This window comes from Streptomyces sp. NBC_01294, from assembly GCF_035917235.1.
Classification (GTDB): Bacteria; Actinomycetota; Actinomycetes; order Streptomycetales; family Streptomycetaceae; genus Streptomyces; species Streptomyces caledonius.
The window spans coordinates 5,999,575-6,019,593 of record NZ_CP108423.1 but is presented as its reverse complement, the minus strand read 5'-3'; the positions used below and the strand labels follow the sequence as shown (position 1 = coordinate 6,019,593).

17 protein-coding genes are annotated in these 20,019 nt (G+C 71.6%); 10 read left to right on the top strand and 7 right to left on the bottom strand.

Annotated elements, in window-relative coordinates; genetic code table 11:
* Positions 1-82 precede the first annotated feature (82 nt).
* From OG534_RS27165 to ybaK, 3 genes are read left to right on the top strand one after another with little or no spacing between them, the layout of a single operon-like run.
* The gene (locus OG534_RS27165; protein ID WP_326591412.1) at positions 83-1,678 is read left to right on the top strand and encodes an oxidoreductase; all 1,596 of its coding nucleotides are present in this window, start codon (positions 83-85) and stop codon (positions 1,676-1,678) included.
* 31 nt (positions 1,679-1,709) lie between these two features.
* Complete coding sequence (locus OG534_RS27160) at positions 1,710-2,447, top strand: LON peptidase substrate-binding domain-containing protein (protein ID WP_326591411.1); 738 nt, start codon at positions 1,710-1,712, stop codon at positions 2,445-2,447.
* A gap of 34 nt (positions 2,448-2,481) precedes the next feature.
* A complete protein-coding gene (gene ybaK / locus OG534_RS27155; RefSeq protein WP_326591410.1) occupies positions 2,482-2,976 on the top strand; it encodes a Cys-tRNA(Pro) deacylase in 495 nt (164 codons plus the stop codon).
* Between the two features lie 423 nt (positions 2,977-3,399).
* Here ybaK and OG534_RS27150 read toward each other — a convergent pair whose 3' ends face one another.
* The 4 genes from OG534_RS27150 to OG534_RS27135 are packed head-to-tail and all read right to left on the bottom strand — an operon-like array spanning position 3,400 to position 7,256.
* Positions 3,400-4,053, bottom strand: a complete 654-nt coding sequence (locus OG534_RS27150; protein ID WP_326591409.1) for a hypothetical protein — start codon at positions 4,051-4,053, stop codon at positions 3,400-3,402.
* A 47-nt stretch (positions 4,054-4,100) separates the two neighbouring features.
* On the bottom strand, positions 4,101-4,886 hold the full coding sequence (locus OG534_RS27145; protein WP_326591408.1) for an ABC transporter permease: 786 nt from the start codon (positions 4,884-4,886) through the stop codon (positions 4,101-4,103).
* The gene (locus tag OG534_RS27140) at positions 4,883-5,920 is read right to left on the bottom strand and encodes an ABC transporter ATP-binding protein (RefSeq protein ID WP_326591407.1); all 1,038 of its coding nucleotides are present in this window, start codon (positions 5,918-5,920) and stop codon (positions 4,883-4,885) included. Before OG534_RS27140 ends, OG534_RS27145 begins: the two co-directional genes overlap by 4 nt.
* A 28-nt stretch (positions 5,921-5,948) precedes the next feature.
* Positions 5,949-7,256 (bottom strand): NYN domain-containing protein, encoded by a 1,308-nt coding sequence (locus OG534_RS27135; RefSeq protein ID WP_326591406.1) that lies wholly within the window; start codon positions 7,254-7,256, stop codon positions 5,949-5,951.
* A 222-nt stretch (positions 7,257-7,478) separates the two neighbouring features.
* Here OG534_RS27135 and OG534_RS27130 point away from each other — a divergent pair, with 222 nt between their 5' ends.
* Positions 7,479-7,640, top strand: coding sequence for a hypothetical protein (locus OG534_RS27130; RefSeq protein WP_326591405.1), 162 nt, complete (start codon positions 7,479-7,481; stop codon positions 7,638-7,640).
* A 76-nt stretch (positions 7,641-7,716) separates the two neighbouring features.
* On the opposite strand, the gene dnaE is transcribed toward OG534_RS27130, so the two are convergent.
* The gene (dnaE, locus tag OG534_RS27125; RefSeq protein WP_326591404.1) at positions 7,717-11,262 is read right to left on the bottom strand and encodes a DNA polymerase III subunit alpha; all 3,546 of its coding nucleotides are present in this window, start codon (positions 11,260-11,262) and stop codon (positions 7,717-7,719) included.
* Between the two features lie 195 nt (positions 11,263-11,457).
* Between dnaE and OG534_RS27120 the strand changes: the two genes are divergently transcribed.
* The 5 genes from OG534_RS27120 to OG534_RS27100 all read left to right on the top strand — a co-directional run bounded on the left by OG534_RS27120 (position 11,458) and on the right by OG534_RS27100 (position 17,398).
* The gene (locus tag OG534_RS27120) at positions 11,458-12,783 is read left to right on the top strand and encodes a DUF2252 domain-containing protein (RefSeq protein ID WP_326591403.1); all 1,326 of its coding nucleotides are present in this window, start codon (positions 11,458-11,460) and stop codon (positions 12,781-12,783) included.
* Positions 12,784-12,882: 99 nt separating this feature from the next.
* Positions 12,883-13,572: a hypothetical protein gene (locus OG534_RS27115; protein WP_326591402.1), complete on the top strand. Its 690-nt coding sequence runs from the start codon at positions 12,883-12,885 to the stop codon at positions 13,570-13,572.
* A 48-nt stretch (positions 13,573-13,620) separates the two neighbouring features.
* Positions 13,621-14,415 (top strand): DsbA family protein, encoded by a 795-nt coding sequence (locus OG534_RS27110; protein ID WP_326591401.1) that lies wholly within the window; start codon positions 13,621-13,623, stop codon positions 14,413-14,415.
* 130 nt (positions 14,416-14,545) lie between these two features.
* Entirely contained in the window at positions 14,546-16,213 is a 1,668-nt protein-coding gene (locus OG534_RS27105; protein WP_326591400.1) for an alkaline phosphatase D family protein, read from the top strand.
* A 234-nt stretch (positions 16,214-16,447) separates the two neighbouring features.
* Positions 16,448-17,398, top strand: coding sequence for a zinc metalloprotease (locus OG534_RS27100; RefSeq protein ID WP_326593878.1), 951 nt, complete (start codon positions 16,448-16,450; stop codon positions 17,396-17,398).
* 101 nt (positions 17,399-17,499) lie between these two features.
* Here OG534_RS27100 and OG534_RS27095 read toward each other — a convergent pair whose 3' ends face one another.
* The gene (locus OG534_RS27095) at positions 17,500-18,069 is read right to left on the bottom strand and encodes a dienelactone hydrolase family protein (RefSeq protein WP_326591399.1); all 570 of its coding nucleotides are present in this window, start codon (positions 18,067-18,069) and stop codon (positions 17,500-17,502) included.
* A 36-nt stretch (positions 18,070-18,105) separates the two neighbouring features.
* Between OG534_RS27095 and OG534_RS27090 the strand changes: the two genes are divergently transcribed.
* Positions 18,106-19,149 (top strand): mechanosensitive ion channel family protein, encoded by a 1,044-nt coding sequence (locus OG534_RS27090; protein WP_326593877.1) that lies wholly within the window; start codon positions 18,106-18,108, stop codon positions 19,147-19,149.
* Positions 19,150-19,420: 271 nt separating this feature from the next.
* Here OG534_RS27090 and OG534_RS27085 read toward each other — a convergent pair whose 3' ends face one another.
* Positions 19,421-20,011, bottom strand: a complete 591-nt coding sequence (locus OG534_RS27085) for a TetR/AcrR family transcriptional regulator (protein ID WP_326591398.1) — start codon at positions 20,009-20,011, stop codon at positions 19,421-19,423.
* Between the last annotated feature and the right edge of the window lie 8 nt (positions 20,012-20,019).

The following is a 20,019-nucleotide window of genomic DNA, read 5'->3' as shown; positions in this document are numbered from 1 at the left end:
GATGTCACAGGCCCCCGCTAGCGTTCCCCGTAGATCTTTTTCACACGCGTGTGCGTGTGGGGGACAGCGGAGGGGGGCCGCCTTGACCGAGGCGCGCGCGGGCGAGGAACCGGCGGATCTCACCGCCGCCGAGCGCCGCATGTGGGACGCGTTCCGCACGGGCAGCATCTGCGACCTCAGTGCGCGCGCCGCCGACCAGGACGATCCGCACGCCGACCGCGTGTGGGGTCCCGGGCGCAGCGTCCGCGCCGGGGTGGTCGCCCTTCTGCTGCTGCACGGGCCGCCACCCGTGCCGGGCCGGGTGGCCTCCCTCAAGCTGCGCGGCGTGCGGATCAGCGGGCGGCTCGATCTGTCCGGGGGCACGGTGGCCCCGTACGTGGAGCTCCAGTCCTGCCGCTTCGACAGCGAGATCCAGCTGTCCGAGGCCCGCTTCGGCACGCTCCGCATGATCAACTGTGCGGTTCCCCGGCTGGAGGCGGCCCGCCTGCACACCGAGGGCGACCTGCACCTGCCGCGCTGCCGGGTGGCCCGCGGGATCCGGCTGACCGACGCGCAGATCGGCACCGACCTGCTGGTCAGCCAGGCCGTGGTGCAGCGGGACAACAAGGGCCGGGCGATCGCCGCCGACGGGCTGTCGGTCGCGCAGGACTTCCAGGGCGAGCTGCTGGAGACGTACGGGGAGGTGAGCCTGCGCGGCGCGAAGGTCGGCGTGTCGATGAACCTGCGCGGGGCCCGCCTGCGCAACCCGTCCGGGCGGTACGCGCTGAACGCCCCGCAGCTGACCGTCGAGCGGACCCTCTACCTGACCTCGATCGCGCGGGACTACGTACCGGGCGGGGGCTCCTCCACTCCCCCGTACGGGGTGGGGGCGACCCCAGTGCGCGGTCAGCGGGCGCAGCGCTTCGAGTGCCGGGGCGGGCTGCGGCTGGACGACGGCCGGTTCGGGGACGCCATCGACTTCTACGGCGCGCGGTTCGTGCTCACCGAGGAGCAGGAGATATCCCTGCGCCGGATCCAGACCCCCGAGTTCCGCTTCGTCGGCGAGCGGCCCGAGCACGGGCGGGTGGTGGTGTCCGGGGCCAAGGTGGTCAAGCTCGTCGACACCTCCACGAGCTGGCCGGGCCCGGGCGGGGTGTCCATCGAGGGATTCGTCTACGAGAACCTCGCGCCCCGCGGCCACTTCCCGCTCTCCCGCCGGCTGGCGTGGGTGGCGGCGGCCACGCCCGAGTACTCGCCGGAGCCGTACGAGCGGCTGGCCGCCGTACTGCGGGCCAGCGGGGAGGACGCCGACGCCCGCGAGGTGCTGCTGGCCAAGCAGCGCCGGCGCCGGGCCACGCTGCCGCCGGGGCCCAAGGCGTGGGGGTACCTCCAGGACTGGACGGTGGTCTACGGGTACCGGCCGGGCCGGGCCGCGCTGTGGATGGCGGTGCTGTGGGCGGCGGGCGCGCTGCTCTTCTCCCAGCTCGACCCACCGGCGATCAAGGAGAACGAGCACCCGCAGTGGAGCGCCGCCCTGTACGCGCTGGATCTGCTGCTGCCCGTCATCGACCTCGGCCAGCAGGGCCAGTGGAAGCTGGAGGGCGGCTGGCAGTGGGGGGCCGCGGGCCTCGTCATCATGGGCTGGATCCTGGCCACGACGGTGGCGGCGGGCGCCTCCCGGCTGCTGAGGCGGGGGTGACGGGGCCTGTCAGGCCATTACCCTGTGCCTCGTGACCACCGTTCGCCTGCCCCTCTTCCCGCTGAACTCGGTGCTGTTCCCGGGACTCGTCCTCCCGCTGAACATCTTCGAGGAGCGTTATCGCGCCATGATGCGCGAGCTGCTGAAGACGGGCGAGGACGAGCCGCGCCGTTTCGCCGTCGTCGCGATCCGTGACGGCCGGGAGGTCGCGCCGACCGCGCCCGGCCTGCCGGACCAGACGGCCCTGCCGGAGCGGGGCCCCGCCGCGGGCTTCGGCTCCGACCCGATCCAGGCCTTCCACCGGGTGGGCTGCATCGCGGACGCGGCGACGATCCGCGAGCGGGAGGACGGCAGCTTCGAGGTCCTGGCGACCGGCACCACGCGGGTCCGCCTGCTCTCGGTGGACTCCTCGGGCCCCTTCCTGACGGCGGAGCTGGAAGAGATCGCGGAGGACGCGGGCGACGGCGCGGGCGCCCTGGCCGAGGGGGTGCTGCGGGCCTTCCGCAACTACCAGAAGCGGCTGGCCGGAGCCCGCGAGCGGTCCCTGACGGGTGCGGACCTCCCCGACGAGCCGTCGGTGGTCTCGTACCTGGTGGCAGCGGCGGCGGTGCTGGACATCCCGGCGAAGCAGCGGCTGCTGCAGGCCCCGGACACGGCGACCCGGCTGGCGGAGGAACTGAAACTGCTGCGCGCGGAGACGGCGGTGATCCGCCACCTCCCGTCCCTGCCGGCGGTGGACCTGACCCGTACCCCGACGAGCCCGAACTGACGGACAGACGGACAGACGAACAGACGGATCACCGATGGCGAAGAAGACGAAGCAGGCGGCCGGCACCCCGGCGATCGTCGCCCTGACGGCGGCCGGGGTCCCGTTCACCACGCACGCGTACGAGCACGACCCGGCGCACCCCTCGTACGGCCAGGAGGCGGCCGAGGCGATGGGCGTCTCACCGACCCAGGTCTTCAAGACCCTCGTCGCCGACGTGGACGGCGTCCTGACGGTGGCGGTGGTCCCGGTCTCGGGGTCGCTGGACCTGAAGGCGCTCGCGTCAGCGGTCGGCGGGAAGCGGGCGGCGATGGCGGATCCCGCGCTGGCGGAGCGCACGACGGGCTACGTCCTGGGCGGCATCTCCCCGCTGGGGCAGCGCAAGCGGCTGCGTACGGTGATCGACGCGTCGGCTTCGGCGCAGGCCACGATCTGCTGCTCGGCGGGTCGGCGCGGCCTGGAGATCGAACTGTCCCCCACCGACCTGACCGCCCTCACGAGGGCCACCCTGGCCCCGATCGCCCGCCCGTAGCCCACCGGGCGCGCCGCCGCCGCACCGGGGGCCGCCCGCAGTCCGCCGGGCTCGCCGCCGCCGCACCGGGGGCCGCCCGCAGTCCGCCGGGCTCGCCGCCGCCGCACCGGGGGCCGCCCGCAGTCCGCCGGGCTCGCCGCCGCTGTCAGGGGCTCCGCCCCCGAACCCCCGCGCCTCAATCGCCGGCGAGGCTGGATGATGCGGCCCCGCCCACCTGCACAGCCGAATTCCCGCAGGCCATTTCAGCCCCGCCGGCGTTTGAGACGCTCTTTCAGCCCGCCGGCGTTTGAGACGCTCTTTCAGCCCGCCGGCGTTTGAGGCGCTCTTTCAGCCTCGCCGGCGTTTGAGGCGCGGGGTCCGGGGCGGAGCCCCGATCCTTGAGCCCCGCCGGCGATTGAGGCGGCGCGGGCGGGCGGTGAACCGTCAGGTGCGCGGGGGCTCCGGCGGGGCGGCCGCGTCGGCCGGCGCGGCCTGGTAGTAGCCGGTCCAGCCGGCCAGCGGGGACGGCTCCGGATCCCGCGGCGACCACAGCGCCGTCAGGCCCAGGTGCAGCAGGACCGCGGTCATCGGCCACGCCAGCAGCGCCCCGTGCGCCAGCAACTGCAGCGGCGCGTCGAACGGCACCCCCTTGCCCGCCTTCGCCGCCGCGGCGACCAGGTCCGGCGACGGCCCCAGCCACAGCCCGAACCGCCACCCCACCAGCGCGGCGAAGCCGGAGCCGACCGCGAGCCCGATCACCAGCGGCACGCCACCGCGCCGCCGCCACAGGAACGTGCCGACGGCGCTCAGCACGCCCAGCCCCACCGACAGCAGGAAGAAGGTCCCGTCGGACGCGATCCGCGCCTCGCTCTCGCTGTTGCGCAGGAACACGGACTCGCCGTTGGAGACGTACTGCACGCGCGGCGCCAGCCACACCCACAGCAGTCCGAGGAGCAGTCCGGCCACGCCGATCGCCAGGGCCACGACGGCCGCGTCCCGGACGTCCTCCGGGGTGACGGCGCCGGAGGACCCACCGGGCTTCTCGGGCGGGAGCGACGGCGGGTCGAACGGGGACGGCGGGGTCACGGCTTCGGTCACCCCCACATCGTGCCAGGTGCGCCCGGAGACGACATCGGCGGACCGTGTCAGCGGACCGCGGCCCGCCGGTACGCCCACGTGGCGAGGGCCAGCGAGAGGACCCCGACCGCCCCGCACACGCCGAGGTCGAAGGCGACGGCCGCCCAGTCGGGCTCGGGTGCGAAGGTCTGCGCGAACGCCTCCACGCCGTACGTTGAGGGCAGCAGGTCCCGGGCCCACACGATCATGTCCGGCATCCGCTCGGGCGGCAGCACGCCCAGCAGCAGCGCCGCCGACATCCCGAGCTGCCCGGCGAGGGTGGCCAGCTCCTGCCGCGGCGCCAGCAGCCCCAGCGCCGCGCCCAGCCCGGCCAGCGCGGCCCCGGCCAGCGGGACCACCGCGGCCAGGATCCACAGCCCGCCCATCGGCAGGCCGAAGAGCAGGCACCCGAAGACGGCGGTGACCAGCGTCCCCGGCAGCGTGAAGGAGGCGTACGCGGCGGCCGCGCCCAGCACCACGGACGCGGGCGGCACCGGCAGGGTGGCGTAGTGGTCGAGCCCGCCGCCGGCCCGCAGCTGTCCGAAGTACTGCGCGAGCAGGTTCAGTGCGACGAAGGCGACGACGAGCACCGAGGACCCGGCGACGACGGCCCGGGCCTCCGAGCCCCCGTCGACCACCCCGCGCATCAGGATCATGATCCCGACGGACTGGAAGGTGGCCACGAACAGCAGCGGGATCCGGGCGACCCGCGCCCGGGACAGCTGCGCCCGGTACACGGCGGCCAGCGAGGGGAAGAACCGCGCCTTCGGCGCGAGCACGCCCACGACGGTGTCCACAGCAGTGGTGGTGGTCACGACTTCACCAGCCCCTTCATCCGCCCGCCGAGCGCCAGGTAGACGTCCTCCAGGCTCGGTGTCGCCAGCGTGAAGTCGTCGAGGGCGGCGAAGGCCGGGCCTCCGGTGACCGCGGCCACCGCGGCCCGCGCCTCGTCCGGCGCCAGCCGCAGCACCCAGCGGCGACCCGACTCGGCGGCCAGCGGCGCGAGCGATGCGACTTCCGGGACCTCCAGCGGCGGGGCGGACCGCCACACGAGCTCCAGCCGGACCTCGCCCGGGACACTGGCCTTCAGTCCTGCCGGGGTGTCACAGGCGATGACCCTGCCCTGGTCGATGACGGCGACCCGGTCGAGGACGGTCTCGGCCTCGATGACGTTGTGGGTGACGAGCAGGACGGTCGCGCCGTGCTGGGCGCGCCGCCGGTCCACGGCCGACCACACGGCCCGCCGGGCCACCGGGTCCATGCCGGTGGTGGGCTCGTCGAGGACCAGTAGGGGCCGCTCCCCCACCAGCGCGGAGGCGAAGCAGGCCAGGCGGCGCTGGCCGCCGGAAAGTTTCTTCAGGGGCCGTCCGGCGATCGCGGTCAGCCCGAGTTCCTCCAGTACGGCGTCGCGCTCGGCCCGCGCGGCCCGTGCGTCGAGCCCGCGCAGCCGCCCGGTGGTCTCGGCGGCGAGCGCCACCGTGAGCTCGTCCAAGGCGGTGGACTCCTGCCCCAGGTAGGCGAGCAGCCGCGCCGCCCGCCGGGGGTGGCGTACGAGGTCGTGGCCGAGCAGGGTCACGGAGCCGGCGTCGGGCCGCATCAGGCCGGTCAGCTGGCGGACCAGGGTGGACTTGCCGGCGCCGTTGGGGCCGAGCAGGCCGAAGATCTCGCCGCGCCGGACGTCCAGGGAGATCCCGTCGTTGGCGCGGGTCTCGGGCAGGGCCGGGGCCCCGCGCCGTCCGCGTACCGCGGGATACGTCTTGACGAGGTCACGCACCGCGCAGATCACGTCCGACGCCGCCCCCGCGGCTGCCGCCGTGCCGTTGTGCGCCTGTGCTGTGCCCGTACTCACGAGGGAGCAGCCTACGGGGTTCCCGCCCCTACTCGGCCGCCGGGGTCAGCGGGGCGGCGACGTCGACGGGGCCCGTTCCCGGTGCGGCGGCCGGTACGGCGGCCACGTGCTCGGCGGCCGCACGCACATCGATCTCCCGCCAGAACCCGGCGCGGATGGCGTACCGGTCGTGCTCGTCGATCTGGTCGTCCTTGTGCGCGAGCAGGCCGAACCGGGCGGCGTAGCGCAGCAGCTCGCCGTCGATCCGGTGCGGGATGCGCGGGTACATCGTGGCCAGCTTCTGCAGGTGCACGGTCTCCGGGAGCCGTTCCATCCAGCGCCGGGCGAACACCTGTCCCACCTCGAACGGGTCCCCGCCGACGGTGGTGATGTCCTCCTCCCGGTCCGCCCAGCGCTGCTCAGCGCTGGTGAGCTGGGCGAGGGTGGGCAGGGAGGCGGTCTCGGCGGGTTCGCCGAGCGGTCCTGCCCGGTCGATCCAGCCCTTGTCGGAGGACCAGCGCAGGGCGCTGGACGGGGCGGGCGCGGCGCTCGGCCCGCCCTGCGCGCCGGCCTGGTGTCCGGGGGCCCGCAGGGCGCCGGCGAGGTCCTTGGGCGTGGGGACCGGCTTGCCCCCGGGGGTGGTCGGCGCCGGTACGGGGACTCCCTCCCGGTCGTCGTCGCCGGTGGCGGCGGTGCCGTTGCGGGCGGCCTCGGCGAGCGCCGCCTCGGGCAGCGGGGCGGAGAGGATGGCGGCGATGTCGGGGCGCGGCGCGGGCGGCGGGGAGCACAGTCCGGTGAGGTCCTTGGCGCGGACGGCCCGGGTGATCCAGGCACGGTCCAGGACGCGGCGTTCGTCGGCCTCGGCGACGAGGTCCTCGGACTGGTTGTAGTCCCCGTCGGCGGCCTGGACGGCCCACAGGTGGACGGCGACGCCGTGTTCCTTGGCGGACATCAGGCCGGGCAGCAGGTCGCCGTCGCCGGTCACCAGGACCACGTCGGAGCAGGCGCGGTTGCGGGCGAGCTCGGTGAGCTCGGCGTGCATGGCGGCGTCGACGCCCTTCTGCGCCCAGCGGCCGTCGCTGCGGGTCAGGGCGCCGAGCCGGACGGTGACGCGGGGCATGACGCGCAGCCGCCGGTGTTCGGGCTGCGGCACCCGGTCGGGCGCGCCGTCGAACCAGTAGATGCGCAGCAGGGGCTGCTCGGTGTCGGCCTCGGCCCGCTCGCGCAGGCCCTGGATGAGGGCGGCATGGTCGACGGTGATCCGGGAGCGGGAGGGCTCCCCGGCGAGAAGGCTGGCGGCGGCACCCAGCAGGTAGCCGGCGTCCACCAGGACGACGCAGCGGTCCACGCGTTCCACCCTCTTCCCTGGGGGTTCCTCTGTGTTTTTCGGCGGGTGCCCCGAGTCTGCCCGACCTCAAGGGTGTTGAAGGCCGGAACTCGATCATCGGCGTGGCGGATCTCACGGTGCACGGGGAGAGGGGGCATTGCTACGCGCAGTAATGATCCAAAATGCGCGGTTTCCGGGCCTGTGTGAGTGTGAAGGCGGTCCTGGCCCCTAGACCCTCACGGAGGCTCCACCATGGCCAAGAACAAGCAGCAGAAGCAGCCGAAGCAGCAGGCCCGCTCGTCGCAGGATCCGTCGAAGACCTCGACCGAGTCCTCGACCGAGTCGATGAATCCGTCGCCGAGTCCGATGGATCTGGCCCACAAGAGCAAGCAGAAGAAGTTCGGCCACAACTGACGCCCGCACTCTGTGACGGGAAGGGCCTGCCCGGCATCGCCGGGCAGGCCCTTCGGTACGTGCGGGGGGGGCGGCGCTATCCGGCCAGGCAGGACGGGCCGAGCAGCACCTTGAGATCGCCGAAGAGGGCCGGGTCGGGCTGGACGCGGTGCTTGTCGAGGCGCAGCACGGTGGTGGTCCGCGGCCCCTGGAGCTTGATCCGCACCTCGGTGTTGCCCTTGTGGTGGCGCAGGATCTCCCCCAGACGGGTCACCATCGGCGGCGTGACCTTGACGGTGGGGATGGTGAGGACCACCGGGGCGTTGGTGCCGGCCGAGGTGAGGTCGGGGACCATCATCTCCATGGCGACGAGGCGGGGGACGTCCTCGCGCTTGTCGAGGCGGCCCTTGACGAAGACCACGGTGTCCTCGACCAGCTGGGTGGAGACGAGCTGGTAGGTCGCCGGGAAGAACATGCACTCGATGGAGCCGGCCAGGTCCTCGACGGTGGCGATGGCCCAGGCGTTGCCCTGCTTGGTCATCTTGCGCTGGAGGCCGGAGATGATGCCGCCGATGGTGACGACGGCGCCGTCGGAGTGCTCGCCGCCGGTCAGCTGGGAGATGCCGGCGTCCGTCTTGTCGGACAGCACGTGCTCCAGGCCGAAGAGCGGGTGGTCGGAGACGTAGAGGCCGAGCATCTCGCGCTCTTGGGCGAGCAGGTAGGACTTCTCCCACTCGACGTCGGAGAACTCCACGTCGAGGCCGAAGCCCGGCTCGTCGCCCGCGTCCTCGTCGCCCATTCCGCCGAAGAGGTCGAACTGCCCCTCGGCCTCCTTGCGCTTGACCGCGACCACGTTGTCGATCATCGGCTCGTGGTGGGCGACCAGGCCCTTGCGGGTGTGGCCCATCTCGTCGAAGGCGCCGGCCTTGATCAGCGACTCGACGGTCCGCTTGTTGCAGACGACGGCCTCGACCTTGTCCAGGAAGTCGGGGAAGGAGGAGAACTTCCCCTTGGCCTTCCTGCTCTTGATGATCGACTCGACGACGTTGCTGCCGACGTTGCGCACCGCGGTGAGGCCGAAGAGGATCACGTCGTCGCCCTGGGCGGCGAAGTTCGACTCCGACTCGTTCACGTTCGGCGGGAGCACCTTGATGCCCATGCGGCGGCACTCGTTCAGGTAGATCGCGGACTTGTCCTTGTCGTCCTTGACCGAGGTGAGGAGACCCGCCATGTACTCGGCCGGGAAGTTGGCCTTGAGGTAGGCGGTCCAGTAGGAGACCAGGCCGTACGCGGCGGAGTGGGCCTTGTTGAAGGCGTAGCCGGCGAAGGGGACCAGGACGTCCCACAGGGCCTTGATCGCCTGGTCGCTGAAGCCCTTCTCCTTGGCGCCCGCCTCGAAGATGACGAAGTTCTTCGCCAGTTCCTCGGGCTTCTTCTTGCCCATCACGCGGCGCAGGATGTCGGCCTCGCCGAGCGAGTAGCCGGCGATGATCTGGGCGGCCTTCTGCACCTGCTCCTGGTAGACGATGAGGCCGTAGGTGACGCCGAGGATCTCCTTGAGGGGCTCCTCCAGCTCCGGGTGGATCGGGGTGATCTCCTGCTGCTTGTTCTTGCGCAGGGCATAGTTCGTGTGCGAGTTCATGCCCATCGGGCCCGGCCGGTACAGGGCCGAGACGGCGGAGATGTCCTCGAAGTTGTCGGGCTTCATCAGGCGCAGCAGGGAGCGCATGGGCCCGCCGTCGAACTGGAAGACGCCGAGCGTGTCACCGCGGCAGAGCAGTTCGTACGTCTTGGGGTCGTCGAGCGGCAGACCGAGGAGATCGAGGTCGATCCCCTTGTTGGCCTTCACCATCTTGACGGCGTCGTCCATGATCGTGAGGTTGCGCAGGCCCAGGAAGTCCATCTTGATCAGGCCGAGCGACTCGCACTGGGGGTAGTCCCACTGCGTGATGGTCACGCCGTCCGTGTGCCGCACCCAGACGGGGGCGTGGTCGACGATCGGCTCGCTGGACATGATCACGCCGGCGGCGTGCACGCCCATCTGGCGGACCAGGCCCTCGACGCCGCGGGCGGTGTCGATGACCTTCTTGACGTCCGGCTCGTTCTCGTACATCGCGCGGATCTCGCCGGCCTCGCCGTAGCGCGGGTGCGAGGGGTCGGTGATGCCGTTGAGGTCGATGCCCTTGCCGAGGACGTCGGCGGGCATCGCCTTGGTCAGCCGGTCGCCCATGGCGTACGGGTAGCCGAGGACGCGCGCGGAGTCCTTGATGGCGTTCTTCGCCTTGATCTTTCCGTACGTGCCGATCATGGCGACCTTGTCGTCGCCGTACTTCTCGGTCACGTACCGGATCACCTCGACGCGCCTGCGCTCGTCGAAGTCGATGTCGACATCGGGCATGGAGACGCGCTCGGGGTTGAGGAACCGCTCGAAGATCAGGCCGTGCGTGATCGGGTCGAGGTCGGTGATGCCCATGGCGTAGGCGACGATCGAGCCGGCCGCGGAGCCACGGCCGGGGCCCACCGCGATGCCCTGGTTCTTGGCCCACATGATGAAGTCGGCGACGACGAGGAAGTAGCCCGGGAACCCCATCTCGATGATGACGTCGATCTCGTACTCGGCCTGCTTCTGCCGATCCTCGGGGACGCCTCCCGGATAGCGGCGGATCATGCCGCGCCGCACTTCCTCCTTGAACCAGGTGGTGTCGGTGTAGCCCTCTTCCGGGATGTCGAACTTCGGCATGAGGTTCCGGGCCTGGAACATGCCGGTGGTGTCGATCTGCTCGGCCACCAGGAGGGTGTTGCGGCAGCCCTCCTGCCAGGCGTCCGAGGCGTCGACGGCGTACATCTCGTCCGTGGACTTGAGGTAGTAGCCGGTGCCGTCGAAGCGGAAGCGGTCCGGGTCCGAGAGGTTCTTGCCGGTCTGGATGCACAGCAGGGCGTCGTGCGCGGCCGACTCGTGCGCGTACGTGTAGTGCGAGTCGTTGGTCACCAGCGGCGGGATGCCGAGCTTCTTGCCGATCTCCAGCAGCCCGTCGCGGACCCGGCGCTCGATCTCGATGCCGTGGTCCATCAGCTCCAGGAAGTAGCGGTCCTTGCCGAAGATGTCCTGGTACTCGGAGGCCGCCTTCAGGGCCTCGTCGAACTGGCCGAGGCGCAGTCGGGTCTGGAGTTCTCCGGAGGGGCAGCCGGTGGAGGCGATCAGGCCCTCCGACCACTGGGAGATGGTCTCCTTGTCCATGCGCGGCCACTTGGTGAGCCAGCCCTCGGCGTACGCGTCGGAGGACAGCCGGAAGAGGTTGTGCAGACCGGTCGCGTTCGCCGCCCAGATCGTCTTGTGGGTGTAACCGCCGGAACCGGAGACGTCGTCGCGCTTCTGGTGCGGCTGGCCCCACTGGATGCGCCGCTTGTTGCGCCGGGACTCGGGGGCGACGTACGCCTCGATGCCGATGATCGGCGTGACTCCGGCCTTCTTCGCGGTGTGGAAGAAGTCGTAGGCCCCGTGCAGGTTGCCGTGGTCGGACATGGCGATGTGCGTCATGCCCATCTCATTGCACGCGTTGAACATGTCCTTCAGCCGCGCGGCACCGTCCAGCAGCGAGTACTGGGTGTGGACGTGCAGGTGCGTGAACGGCGGCTTGGTCACGGTGAGAGTCCTCCGGAGGGGAGAGATGTGGCAGCCTCGAAGTCTACGTCGCCGGACCGACACACAAGGGTCGCCCCGAGCCTCCCGTGGCGCGGGCACTCACGGGTACGGTCGGGCGTTGCAGAACCAGGATCACCGGACCGGCGTCCCGTCGGGCAGGACCTGTACCACCCCGTGCACCAGGAGGCATCCGCCATGGCGGTTCCCGAGACGACCGACGAGCAGCGCGCCGAAGAGATCCTCGACGTGTTCGACACCGCGTTCGGTGAGCTGCTCGCCGCCGACCCCGCTGCCTTCCAGGTCAAATTCCGCAAGATGGCCGCCTCGGCCTTCGCCTTCTACCGCGGCACGGCCTGCCTCTTCTACTCCGACCTGGAGCGGGACCGGCACGGCGGCCCGTACCTGGACGAGCGGACCGGCCGGGTCTGGATCCACGGCGATCTGCACGCCGAGAACTTCGGCACGTACATGGACTCCAACGGCCGGCTGATCTTCAACGTCAACGACTTCGACGAGGCCTACGTCGGCCCCTTCACCTGGGACCTGAAGCGGTTCGCCGCCTCCGTCGCCCTGATCGGCTACACCAAGGCGCTCAGCGACGACCAGATAAGCGAACTGGTGCGGATCTACGCCGGCGCCTACCGGGAGCGGATCCACCGCCTGGCCGCCGGGGCCAAATACGAAGAGGTGCCCTCCTTCAACCTGGACACCGCCGAGGGCCCGCTGCTGGCGGCGCTGCGCTCGGCCCGCTCCCGCACCCGCTTCGCCCTCCTGGAGTCGATGACGGAGATACGGGACTACGAGCGCCGCTTCTCCTCCGGCGGCGGCTCCATCGAGCTGGACGCCGCCACCCGCTACAAGGTCCTGGCCGCCTTCGACGGGTACCTGGAGACGCTCCCCGACGAGTCGCTCGTCCGGCCCGACTCCTACCGGGTCAAGGACGTGGTGGGACGCCGGGGCGTCGGGATCGGCTCGGCGGGCCTGCCCTCCTACAACATCCTGCTGGAGGGGCACAGCGACGCCCTGGAGAACGACGTCGTGATCTACCTCAAGCAGGCGCAGACCCCGGCCGCCTCCCGGCACATCACGGACCGGGCGGTGCGGGAGTACTTCCGGCACGAGGGGCACCGCACGGTGATCTCGCAGCGCGCCCTGCAGGCGCACGCCGACCCGTGGCTGGGCTGGACGGAGCTGGACGGGGCGGGCCAGCTGGTGGCGGAGGTCTCCCCGTACGCGGTGGACCTGGACTGGTCGGACCTGGACGACCCGGAGGAGATCGCGGCCGTGGTCGCGGACCTGGGCCGGGCCACGGCGACCATGCACGCGTCGGCCGACGAGGCCGAGAGCGGGCAGTCCCTGGTGCCGTTCTCCACCGAGCGGGCCATCGACGCGGCGATCGCGGCCGACGAGGAGGGCTTCGCGGAGCTGCTGGTGGACTTCGCCCACGCGTACGGCGCCCGGGCCCGCGCCGACCACCAGATCTTCGTGGACCTCTTCCGCAACGGCCGCATCACGCCGTAGCGCCGGACCCCGGGGAGTGTCGTGCCGGTCGTGCGGGGTGACCGGCAAGACACCCCCTGAGGGCCCGCTTCCACAGGTACGCATGGGACACTCGCGGCGATGGACATTTCAGGAATGGGGCTTCGAGGGCTGCGGGCCGCGCTGTTCAGCGCGCTCGTCGTGCTGCTCTCGGCCGGCTCGCACGTCCTCATGTCCCAGGTTCCGCTGCCGCCCGCGCTGGTGGGCGGGGCCTTCGCCGCCGTGTTCGTGATCGCCTACGCGCTCGCGGGCCGCGAACGGGGCTTCGGCCCCATCGCCGGGCTCCTCGTGCCCCTGGAGCTGGCCGCCGACACCGTCTTCACCACCGGGCAGCACCTCTGCTACGGCCCGGCCGGCGGCCCCGTCTCGGGTCCGCTGCGCGCGATGGGCCTGGACGCCCTGTGCGGCGGCACGCCGGTGGGCGGCCCGCTGGCCGAGGTCGCCGGGCCCGCCGCCGACCCCGCCGCACTGCTGGCCGCCCCCGGGCCGTGGTCGCCCTGGCTGCTGCTCGGCGTCCACGTCTCGGTCGGACTGCTCGCCGCCGCGTGGCTGCGCCACGGCGAGCGGGCGCTGGGCCGGCTGCTGCGCGCGGTGGCCGCCTTCGCCTTCCGGCCGCTGCTGCTCGCGGTGGCCGCGGTCGCCGTGACCTGCGGGTCGGCCGGGCGGGCGCTGCGGTCGGCGCTCCCGGGCACGGGGGCCCGTACGCGATTCCCCGCACACTCCGTGAGACGGCGGGGACCCCCCGTGCTCGGCGCGCTCGCCCGCGCCTGACGCACGTACGGCAGTCCCTTTCACACGTCACACCCCACGGAGATCACGATGAGTTCACGCAACAGCCAGGCGAACAAGGCAGCGGCCCGCGAGCGTCTGCGCGCCGAGCGCGAGGCGCAGGCGAAGAAGGACAAGGTGCGCCGCCAGGTGATCGTGGCGGGCGGGGTCCTGGCCGCGCTCGGCCTGGTCGGCGCCGTCGGCTACGCGGTCGTGCAGGCCAACCAGCCCGACCACTGGGAGAAGGCCGCCACGGCCGCCCTGGTCAAGCCGAAGAACACCGAGGGCGAGGACGGCACCACGGTGGTCGTCGGCAAGCCCGAGGCGAAGAAGACCCTGGAGCTGTACGAGGACTCGCGCTGCCCGGCCTGCGCCGGCTTCGAGCAGGCGGCCGGCGAGCAGATCAAGAAGGACGTGGACGCGGGCAAGTACAAGCTCCAGTACATCGGCGCCACGTTCATCGACAACGCCGTCAAGGGCGAGGGTTCGAAGAACGCGCTGAGCGCGCTGGGCGCGGCGCTGAACGTCAGCCCGCAGGCCTTCCTCGACTTCAAGGGCGCGCTGTACTCCAAGGAGCTGCACCCCGAGGAGACCGTCGACAGCTTCGGCAAGGACGACTACCTGCTGAAGGTCGCGGACACCGTCCCCGCGCTCAAGGGGAACGCCGAGTTCAAGAAGGCCGTCGAGGACGGCACGTACGACCGGTGGGCGCTGGAGATGTCGAAGTCCTTCGACAAGTCGGGCGTGAAGGGCACCCCGACGCTGAAGATGGACGGCAAGAAGATAGACACCCCGCAGACGGCGGAGCAGTTCACGGCGGCGATCGACAAGGCCCTGCAGGGCTGATCGCCGGACAATCCGGGAAGCTCTTTCCGGACAGGCCGCGCCAACGGGCGGGCGAACTCCCAGAGTTCGCCCGCCCGTTGCATTCCGACGCCTGTTCCATCGGGTGTACCCGTCGGTAATATGATCATCCGTGACCAGTCAACTCATCCCTTCTCAGACCGCGGCAACTCCCCGTCGCCGTACGGTCGTCCTCGCCGCCGCGGCCACGGCCGCGCTGGCCCCCCTCACCTCACTGGGCGCCTCGGCCGCCCACGCGGCGGGCAGCAGCACCGCGCCCGCCTTCCTGCACGGCGTCGCCTCGGGCGACCCGCTGCCCGACGGGGTCCTGCTGTGGACCCGCGTCACCCCCACCACCGAGGCCGTGCCCGGCTCCGGGCTCGGCCCGGCCGTCCAGGTGGGCTGGGAGGTGGCCTCCGACCAGGCCTTCTCCCGCATCGTCGCCGGGGGAACCGTCACCGCGAGCGCCGCCACCGACCACACGGTCAAGGTGGACGTGCGCGGACTGCAGCCGCAGACGCCGTACTGGTACCGGTTCACCGCCGGCTCGGCCGTCTCCCCCTCCGGGCGCACCCTGACCACCCCGGGCCACGACGTGACGACCTCGGGGGTCCGTTTCGGTGTGGTCTCCTGCGCCAACTGGGAGTCCGGCTACTTCTCCGCGTACCGCCACCTGGCCGCCCGCACCGATCTGCACGCGGTCCTGCACCTGGGCGACTACATCTACGAGTACCAGACCGGGGGATATCCGGAGGCGAAGTACGTCGTACGCCAGCACGAGCCGAAGCACGAGATCGTCTCGCTGGCCGACTACCGCGCCCGGCACGGCAAGTACAAGACGGACACCGACCTCCAGGCGCTGCACCGCGCGCACCCGGTCATCGCCATCTGGGACGACCACGAGTTCGCCGACGACACCTGGTCCGGCGGCGCCGACAACCACACGCCCGGCGCCGAGGGCGAGTGGGCGGCCCGCGCGGCCGCCGCCAAGCAGGCGTACTTCGAGTGGATGCCCGTACGCACCTCCACGGCGGGCACGGTCTACCGGCGGCTGCGCTTCGGCACCCTCGCCGACCTGCACCTGCTGGACCTGCGCTCCTTCCGTTCGCAGCAGGTCAAGACGGGCAGCGGCTCGGTGGACGACCCGGAGCGGACCATCACCGGCCGCGCCCAGCTGGACTGGCTCAAGTCGGGCCTCGCGGGCTCGAACGCGACCTGGAAGCTGGTCGGCACCTCGGTGATGATCTCGCCGGTGGCCTTCGCCTCGCTGCCCGCGCACCTGATGAAGCCGCTGGCCAAGCTGCTCGGGCTACCCGAAGGCGGCATAGCGGTCAACGTCGACCAGTGGGACGGGTACACGGACGACCGCAAGGAGCTGCTGGGCCACCTGAAGGACCGCAACGTCAAGAACACCGTGTTCCTGACCGGTGACATCCACATGGCCTGGGCGAACGAGGTCCCGGTGAACATGGCGACGTACCCGAGCTCGGGCACGACGGCGACCGAGTTCGTCGTCACCTCGGTGACCTCGGACAACCTCGACGACATCCTGCACGTGCCGGCGGACACCGCCTCGCTGGTCGCCGAGTCGGCCGTCAGGGCCGCCAACTGGCACGTGAAGTGGCTGGACATGGACGCGCACGGCTACGGCGTGCTGGACGTGACGGCGGAGCGCTCGCAGATGGACTACTACGTCGTGTCCGACAAGCGGCAGCAGGCCGCGACGTCCGCGTGGACCCGCTCCTACCGGACCCTGAACGGGACCCAGAAGGTGGAGCGGTCCTACCAGCCGGTCGGCTGATTGACCGTCAATTCTCCCGCCACAAGGGGCGCCTGGTACATACCAGGCGCCCCTTGTGCGTTTGTGGCAACAAATCTTTTACGTAAGACCCTTGACCTGAATATGTCATGCACACATAAGCTTCGCGCCAGCTGAAGAAGATCCTTCAGGCCACCACCCCCCACCACCCCCCACCCGCAAGGAGCACACGTGCGCGCAATTGCTCGCATATCCCCCCTTCTTCGCCGCCGCCTGATGGGCACGGCGGTTCTGGCCGGAACCCTGGCTTTCACCCCGCTCGCGTCCCCCACGACGCTCGCGGCCGCCAAGACCCCCGCCGAGGTGTGCGCCGAGGAGTCCACCACCGGCGCGGCCAACGCCCGTGTGACCCGCGCCCACGACGAGCACGCGGACGAGCCCAACAAGCTCACCGACGCGCAGGCGAAGGCCATGGACGCCGACCTCAAGGCGAAGCTGGACAAGGCCCTCAAGAACCAACCGCAGCGCAGCCTCAGTGCCGCCGAGGCCACCGTGAACATCCCCGTGTACTTCCACGTCGTGCACTCCGGCACCACCGGAAAGCTGTCGGCCACGGCCGTCAACAACCAGCTGGCGGTCCTCAACGCGGCCTACGGCGGCCAGGGCACCGGCAATGTCAACACGAACTTCCAGTTCACCCTCGCGTCCACCGATTACACGGACAACGCCTCCTGGTACAACCTGGCCTCCGGCTCCCAGGCCGAGAAGGACATGAAGAACACCCTGCGCAAGGGCGGCCCGGGCGCGCTCAACTTCTACACGGCCAAGCTCTCCGGCGGCCTGCTGGGCTGGGCGACCTTCCCGACCTCCTACGCCTCCAGCCCCAAGATGGACGGCGTGGTCGTGCTCGACAGCTCGCTGCCCGGCGGCACCGCGGCCAACTACAACGAGGGCGACACCGCGACCCACGAGGTCGGCCACTGGCTGGGGCTCTACCACACCTTCCAGGGCGGCTGTAACGGCAACGGCGACTACGTCTCCGACACCCCGGCCGAGAAGAGCGCCGCGTACGAGTGCCCGACCGGGCGCGACAGCTGCGCCAGCAAGCCCGGCGCGGACCCGATCCGCAACTTCATGGACTACACGTACGACTCGTGCATGTACCAGTTCACCGCGGGCCAGGTGGCCCGCATGTCGAGCAGCTGGACGGCCTACCGGGCCGGCTGACCTCCTGCCGCACTCGAACGGAAAAGGGCCCGGTCCGGCATCCGCCGGCCCGGGCCCCTCGGCCTTCGGCCTTTGACCTCCGGCCTTTGACCACAGGCCGGTTAGAGGGTGTCGAGGAAGCCGATCGCGACCTTCCACGCCTGCTCGGCGGCCTCGGCGTCGTAGTCGTCCAGCTCCGGGTCGGTGAACAGGTGCCCGGCACCCGGGTAGCTGTGGACCTCCACGTCCGCCCCGGCGCGCTGCATCCGCAGGTACCAGGCGGTCAGCCAGTCGTGCGGCTCGAACGGGTCCGGGTCCGCGATGTGCAGCTGCACCGGCAGTTCGTCCACGGAGGCGTCGTCGTCCAGGTCCGCCGTCCCGTGCAGGAGCAGCAGCCCGCGCGCCTTCTGGTCGGCCAGCGCCAGGTGCTGGGCGATCGAGCCGCCGAAGGAGAAGCCCGCGTAGACCAGGCCCTGGTCGGAGTACGGGGCGGAGGCCAGCACCGCGCGCTTCAGCAGTTCGTCACGGCCGATCTCGTCCTGGTGGGCCATGCCCTCTTCGACGGTCCCGAAAGTGCGTCCCCCGAAGAGATCCGGCACCTGGACCTGGTGCCCGGCCGCGCGCAGCCGGTCGGCCGCCGCGTGCACCGCGGGCCGCAGCCCGTACGTCGAATGGAAAAGCATGATGTTCATGCCTCCATCGTGCCAGCTACGTTCATCCCCATGGAGATGGAGAACGTCCTGCGCCCCGTGACGGTCATCGGCGGCTCGCTGGTCGCCACCCTGATCGCGGGCTGGCTGCTGGACCTGCTGCTGCGCCGGGCCGACGCCCGGCACACCGAGACCCCGCTCTGGGGCCTCCTGCGCCGCTGCCGGCTGCCCTTCCAGGTGGTGCTCTGCACCTCGCTGCTCAGAGCCTCGTACCGGCAGGCGGGGATCCTGCCCGACCACGCCTTCGGCGTCGGCCGGTTCCTCACCCTGGTGCTGATCGGCTCCGCCGCCTGGCTGGCGGTGCGCATCGCGACGGCCGCGGTCGACTCCACGTACGCGCGCTACGCCGCCGTGACCGAGGACGACGCCCGGGTCCGCCGGGTCCGCACGCAGGTCACGCTGATCCAGCGGGTGGTCACGGCGCTGGTGGTCGTGGTCGCGGCGGCGGCGATGCTGCTGACCTTCCCGCCGATGCGTGCGGTCGGCGCCTCGCTGCTCGCCTCCGCGGGCGTCCTCGGAATCGTGGCGGGCATCGCCGCCCAGGCCGCGCTGGGCAACCTCTTCGCCGGCCTCCAGATCGCCTTCGGCGACACCGTCCGCATCGGAGACACGGTGGTCGTCGACAAGGAGTGGGGCAGGGTCGAGGAGATCACCCTGACCTTCCTGACCGTCCGCACCTGGGACGAGCGCCGCATCACGATGCCTGTGTCGTACTTCACGAGCAAGCCGTACGAGAACTGGTCGCGCGGCGGCGCGCAGATGACCGGCACGGTCTTCTGGCACCTGGACCACAGCGCGCCGCTCGACCTGATGCGGGAGCAGCTCCAGGAGATCCTGAAGGAACTCCCGGAGTGGGACGGCCGCGGCGGCGGCCTCGCCGTGACGGACACCACTCCGCACACGGTCCAGGTCCGCGCGGTGGTCACGGCGAAGGACGCGGACGACTTGTGGACGCTGCGGTGCGCGGTCCGCGAACGCCTGATCACCTGGCTGGTGACCCACCACCCCCACGCCTTGCCCCACATCGCCACCACGGAGGCCAGCCCCCGCCCGGGCGCCTGAGGAAAATCCAGCCCCGCCGGCGTTTGAGGCACGGGGGTCCGAGGCGGAGCCCCGATCTTTCACCCCCGCCCGGCAATCCCAGCCCCGCCGGCGTTTGAGGCACGGGGGTCCGAGGCGGAGCCCCGATCTTTCACCCCCGCCCGGCAATCCCAGCCCCGCCGGCGTTTGAGGCGCGGGGGTCCGGGGCGGAGCCCCGTTCTTTTCAGCCTCGCCGGCGTTTGAGGCGCGGGGGTCCGGGGGCAGCGCCCCCGGCAGCCGACCCGCAGACGGGTCAGGACGTCAGCAGCGACACCGCGCACTCCTCGGCGAGATCCTCGGCGTGCGCCGGCAACGCCGCACCCGCACGCACGTACCGGCGGACGACCGACAGCGGCAGGTCGATCAGCGCCAGGACGACCCGGTCGCGCCCCTGCGCATCCGTCACCGTCACCCCGAGAGACGCCGCGAGCCCGCCGATCGCCGCGTACACGCGCTCGTTGCCGGAGTCGGCCCGCCGGATGTGCTCCTCGGCCCAGTCGCCGCGGCCGAACTCCGCAGGGCCGTGGAGCAGCAGGGCCGCCTCCTGCGGATGGGCCCGGCTCCACGCCACGACGTGCCGGGCGGCCGCACGGGCGGCCCGGCGGGGGTCGGCGTCGCTGTGGAGGGCGGCGAAGTACCCCTCCTGGAAGCGCTCGACGGTCCGCAGCCACACCTCGGCGAGCAGCGCCGTGCGCCCGGAGAAGCGGTGGTACATGGACCCGCTCGGTGCGCCGATGGCCTGGGCCACGGCGGACACGGTCACGCCGCCCGGTCCGGCGGAGGCGGCCAGCCGGACGGCGGCGTCGAGGATCTGGTCGGTGTCGAAGCGGGGTGGTCTCGCCATGAATCAGA